This window comes from candidate division KSB1 bacterium (genome assembly GCA_022562085.1).
In the GTDB taxonomy this organism is placed as follows: domain Bacteria; phylum Zhuqueibacterota; class Zhuqueibacteria; order Oceanimicrobiales; family Oceanimicrobiaceae; genus Oceanimicrobium.
On record JADFPY010000359.1, the window covers coordinates 1 to 4,486 of the forward strand.

The window sequence follows — 4,486 nt, forward strand, 5'->3', positions numbered from 1 at the left end:
GAGAAAGATAACGGCTGGTTCCTGGAAAACGGCTACATCGAAGGCAACAAGGCCAAAGCCATCCGTAACCAGGTCGACCAGCTCTGCACCGAGCTCAAAGACGATGCCATTCACCTGGTCAATGCGTTTGCAATTCCGGATAATCTTTTAGGTGCGCCGATAGCTCTGGAAAAGTAAACAAACCTTAGATGACCCTATTGATTTAGATGGAGGAAAAAGGCAAGGGCAGACAGGTGAAACTTAACAGACACCTCATCTGTAAAACTTCTTGACAGAAACGGTTTTTGTAACTATATTGGTTACGAACTCGTAGGTGATTTTATGAACACAAGTAGCAAATTTGTCGTCGCCACCCACGTTATGGTGGCAATGGCCGCATTTAAATTAGCAAGCGGCAAGTATCAGGTATTTAAATCAGATTTTATTTCTGGTAGTGTAAACACGAATCCCGTAGTCATTCGCCGAATTTTAGGTCTGCTTCGCAAAGCCGGCCTGGTCGTTTCCCCAACCGGCCCGGAAGGCGGCTCAAAGCTCGCAAAAAACCCGGACAAAATCACCCTCCTCGAAATTCACGACGCTGTTGAAGACTCCTGCCTCTTTCATCTGCACTACCGCGATCCAAATCAAGAATGCCCGATTGGTCACAATATTCAGGATGCCTTGAGCGGCGTTTTTGCTGATGCGGAAAGCGCAATTAAAAATGTTCTGGCCAAAAAAACGCTGGCAGATATTGCGCGGGATATCATGGACCGTTCAGGCATCTCAAAAAAACTCGCAGAAGGATTCTCCTTTGAGCAACTGAGACAGGACTTTGTTTTTCAGTCGGGAAAAATCATCGAAAAACCGCTGGTTGGCTGATTTCTTAAACAAAATCAAAGACCGAACCTCACTCAGCCTTCGGCGGATTGTTTTTAATACCTAAGTTGAGCGATTGTAGATAAAATAAAAAACCTTTTGAGTTTGTAAGCTATTGTTATTATTTTAATTGTAATGAATCAACGGAAATAATAACACCAAACCCAAAAGGTATAAGAATATGGCAAAAAAATCCGTATCGACGCAAGCAAAAATTACCAAAATTGACGTCACAAGAGAGAAAGTTTCTGGTCGCGGCGGCATATTTTTCTTCCTGCGATATGTTGAGAACATCATTTTTTATCCTCTGTTTGAGAAATATTTTAACTTTCTCAGGGTATCAGCGAAAGGTCTGCCGATTTACCAATTTATCAAACAGCTTCTTGCCCATTTCATCGACGGTACGGATATGTCGATGAGCAGTTTTGACCGTCGTAAAGGTGACGAATCTTATGCTGCTGTTTTGGAGAACGTTCCTGAGCAAATGGCATCCTCTCATCAAATGAAACGTGTTTTTAGTAAACTTGCCTATATTGGCAATCGGGTTTATCGGAGCTTATTGCATCGATTGTTTATTTGGCGTCTGAAGATAGAAAAACCTGCTATCATTATTTTGTTTCTCGACACCATGATTCTAGACAACGACGATGCTGACAAACGCGAAGGCGTTGAGCCGACTTATAAGAAAAAAAAGGGGTTCCAGCCTTTTCATATTTCCTGGGGGCCTTATCTGGTCGATGTGATTTTTCGCAATGGCAGCGCTCACAGTAATCACGGCTGTGATGTCATCAAATCCGTCGCCAAAATAACCCGCCTCATTCGTAAAAAGTATAGCGATGTCCCCATCATTCTGCTCAGCGACAGCGGCTTCCTCGACGATGCCAATTTTCGTTATTTTGAAGAACGATTGAAGATTCATTATATCTGTGCCGGTAAACAGTATGCTGATTTAAAACAATACGCACAACAAATTCCGTCACAACAGTATAAGACGCTTGTCAAAGGCAAGCAGTCCTGGCAGTATGTTGAGTTTGGCAATCGCTTGAAGAGCTGGCCGAAATTTCGCAGATGTATATTCACAACCCTGGAAACAGAGGAAGACGGCCAACTGAATCTGGAATTTGCCAAAACCGATAGTTTCATTTACACAAACCTCGGAACCGATAAAGTGTTGACCGAAAAGCTCACCCGAGCCGGCGGCCAGCATTACCTGACACCGGAGGGCATTATCGAACTGAACCATCAACGCGGCAAGGGGGAACTCGTACATCGTTCCATAAAAGAATTTGCTACCAAAGAACAATTGCCATTCGAACGCTTCGGTATGAACCGGGCATACTACTATTTTTTAGTCATCAGCCATTTTCTTTACGAAGCCTTCAAACGCGATGTGCTCGACGATGTTATTCCGGTGACATGCTATCCAAATACCTTTAGACGAAGGATCATCGACTTTGCTGCGAAAATCGTGGCAACCGGCGGTCACATCATTCTGAAAGTGACAGAGACTGTTGTTGAACAGCTACAGTTAAAATTATTATGGCACCGGGTCAAAATACCAGTACCTATAACGGTAACATAGAAAAAAGAAAATTCAAAAAATTCGAGGGTGAAGTACGTCTTCAAAGTCCTATTTTCGCTCTCCGTTAAGAAAAATGACAAATCCAATGCACATTCGGGACCAAAAACGAAGGGTTCAACATTGAATCTGGAAAAGCAGTGCTAAAATCACATCTGCCGGCTAATATTTTTTTTGCCAAACAAGAATCGCTCAATTTAGGACTTATTAGAACTGCCTCGACCCGTTGCCGAAACGATTCCAAGCGTTTCATGGTGGTGGTCTCGGACGGGCAAGCCAGTAAGTATATAGTTTTCCGTTGTCTTCGTACTTCAGCACGTCGATATCGCCAAATTAATTAATGACTGTTGCTTTCATTTTTGTTTCCCTCCTTTTTGGTAGAAGTTTAAAGTTTAAGTTCATGGTTTATTTGTTGTTTCCCTCATTTTGAAATCGGTTCAGCTAAGCCATATCACCACACCAATGGTCATAACTATTAAGCTGCCAAGCGTCGCCAAGGCAGCAATGCCCCGTGAGTTGAGAGAGAGCGGTCGAAAGAGCAACGCAATCCGCCCAACCAAAAACATTGGAGGTGCAGCCTTCAGCAGGTCACGCTGCGCCTGTGGTCCCGCGCGCTTCAACACCTCGTGAAAATATCCGATGCCTCGAGCCAGTGGACCAAACATCGCTACACTCTGTGGTTTTACTGGGTTTTTGCCAGCCGAAACACGCTCCAATGTTTGCTCCAATCCCTGTTCATCACCAGCCCAAAGCGAACGGAATGCAATCTTGCCTTCTGTATTCATGAGATAGGCAGCATTCGGCTTCGTGTCTAAGGCTCGATGTAGACTCCCATCGATGTCGTCAACAGCTACTGTCCACGGTATATCATAATGGTCCTGCATAGCCTTTGCATGTTCGAGCTTTTCGTCAAGAGTTTCCGGCTGCTGATAGTTCTCCCCTGGATGTGCCTCACGAACATTGAGTATGACGAAAGCTATCTTGTCGCCGAATTTAGAGTAAAGTCGCTTCAACGGCGCAAAAGCGCTTACAGTCATCGGACAGGTCACCGACCCGAATATCAGCAGAAGTGGCTGCTTGTCAGTGTAGTCCTTCGTCTTGATTCGCTCGCCAGTTGTCGTTACCAAATCGAACTCCGGTAAGGGGTCGCCAGGGCCAGGCGCCCTCTTCTTGAACCGAAAATCTTGCATCAAGAGCTGAGTCCTTAGGCGTTTAAAGCGATATTCTGAGGCATTCGCAGCTGAACCTTTAATATTGTTTTTTTCACTCATTTTTGGCTCCTTATTTTATTTACTTGTGGAAACCGGGCCCTATCCCGCGCAGCACGACAGCTTCGCCACATCTTTGTCGAACGTCTGCGCGGCAAGCTTGATCCCCTCGGACAGGGTCAGGTAGGGGTGGAACACCGATGTCAGGTTCTCGATCGTGAGTCCGAACTGAACGGCGAGTGCCAGCTCCGCAATCATCTCGCCCGCGTCGGAGGCCAGAATATGGGCCCCAAGGATCTTCCGTGTGTTCTTGTCTGCTACAAGCTTGACGAAACCACGCGTGTCGCGCGCGGCAAGCGCACGGGGGATATGCTCAAGAGGCAACTCTGAGCTAATCGGCTCCATCCCCTGGAATCGGATTTCCTCCTCGGTGAGCCCAACCGACGCCACCTGCGGATCCGTAAAAGTGACCTTGGGCACTGCCGTGAGATCGAACGGCAGGGTATTGCCAGTCAGGGCGTTCTCCGCAGCCGTCACAGTGGCGGCATGACCGTCCTGGCTGAAGCGTACGGTGTACCCGCCGTTCCGCTCAACCCGCTCAATCGTCACCCCAGAATGGATCCCCATTCCTTCAGACGCCATGTACTCGGCCAGCGCGTTGCCAATTGCTGGATCCTCGGCAGGCACGATCCGTGGCAGCGCCTCCAGTATCGTGACGCGCACCCCGAGTCGGGAAAACATTTGTGCGAGCTCGAGCCCAACGGCGCTGGCCCCAAACACGATCAGCGAGCGCGGCAGCGTCTCCAGATCCATGGCTGAGGTACTGTCCAAATATCCGGTCTCA

General features: G+C 47.2%; 5 protein-coding genes. 3 read left to right on the top strand and 2 right to left on the bottom strand.

The features are described from left to right. From IH879_20145 to IH879_20155, 3 genes are all read left to right on the top strand, one after another. Positions 1 to 177, top strand: a 177-nt coding sequence (locus IH879_20145) for a hypothetical protein (protein ID MCH7677240.1), incomplete at its 5' end; no start/stop codon positions are given. Between the two features lie 144 nt (positions 178 to 321). Then, complete coding sequence (locus tag IH879_20150) at positions 322 to 858, top strand: Rrf2 family transcriptional regulator (GenBank protein MCH7677241.1); 537 nt, start codon at positions 322 to 324, stop codon at positions 856 to 858. Between the two features lie 178 nt (positions 859 to 1,036). Beyond that, positions 1,037 to 2,437, top strand: a complete 1,401-nt coding sequence (locus tag IH879_20155; GenBank protein MCH7677242.1) for an IS1380 family transposase — start codon at positions 1,037 to 1,039, stop codon at positions 2,435 to 2,437. A 434-nt stretch (positions 2,438 to 2,871) separates the two neighbouring features. Here the strand turns inward: IH879_20155 and IH879_20160 are convergent, their stop codons facing one another. Together IH879_20160 and IH879_20165 are read right to left on the bottom strand one after the other, a co-directional pair. Next, complete coding sequence (locus IH879_20160; protein MCH7677243.1) at positions 2,872 to 3,705, bottom strand: redoxin domain-containing protein; 834 nt, start codon at positions 3,703 to 3,705, stop codon at positions 2,872 to 2,874. Positions 3,706 to 3,744: 39 nt separating this feature from the next. Next, on the bottom strand, positions 3,745 to 4,486 hold a 742-nt coding region (locus IH879_20165), incomplete at its 5' end, for an FAD-dependent oxidoreductase (protein ID MCH7677244.1).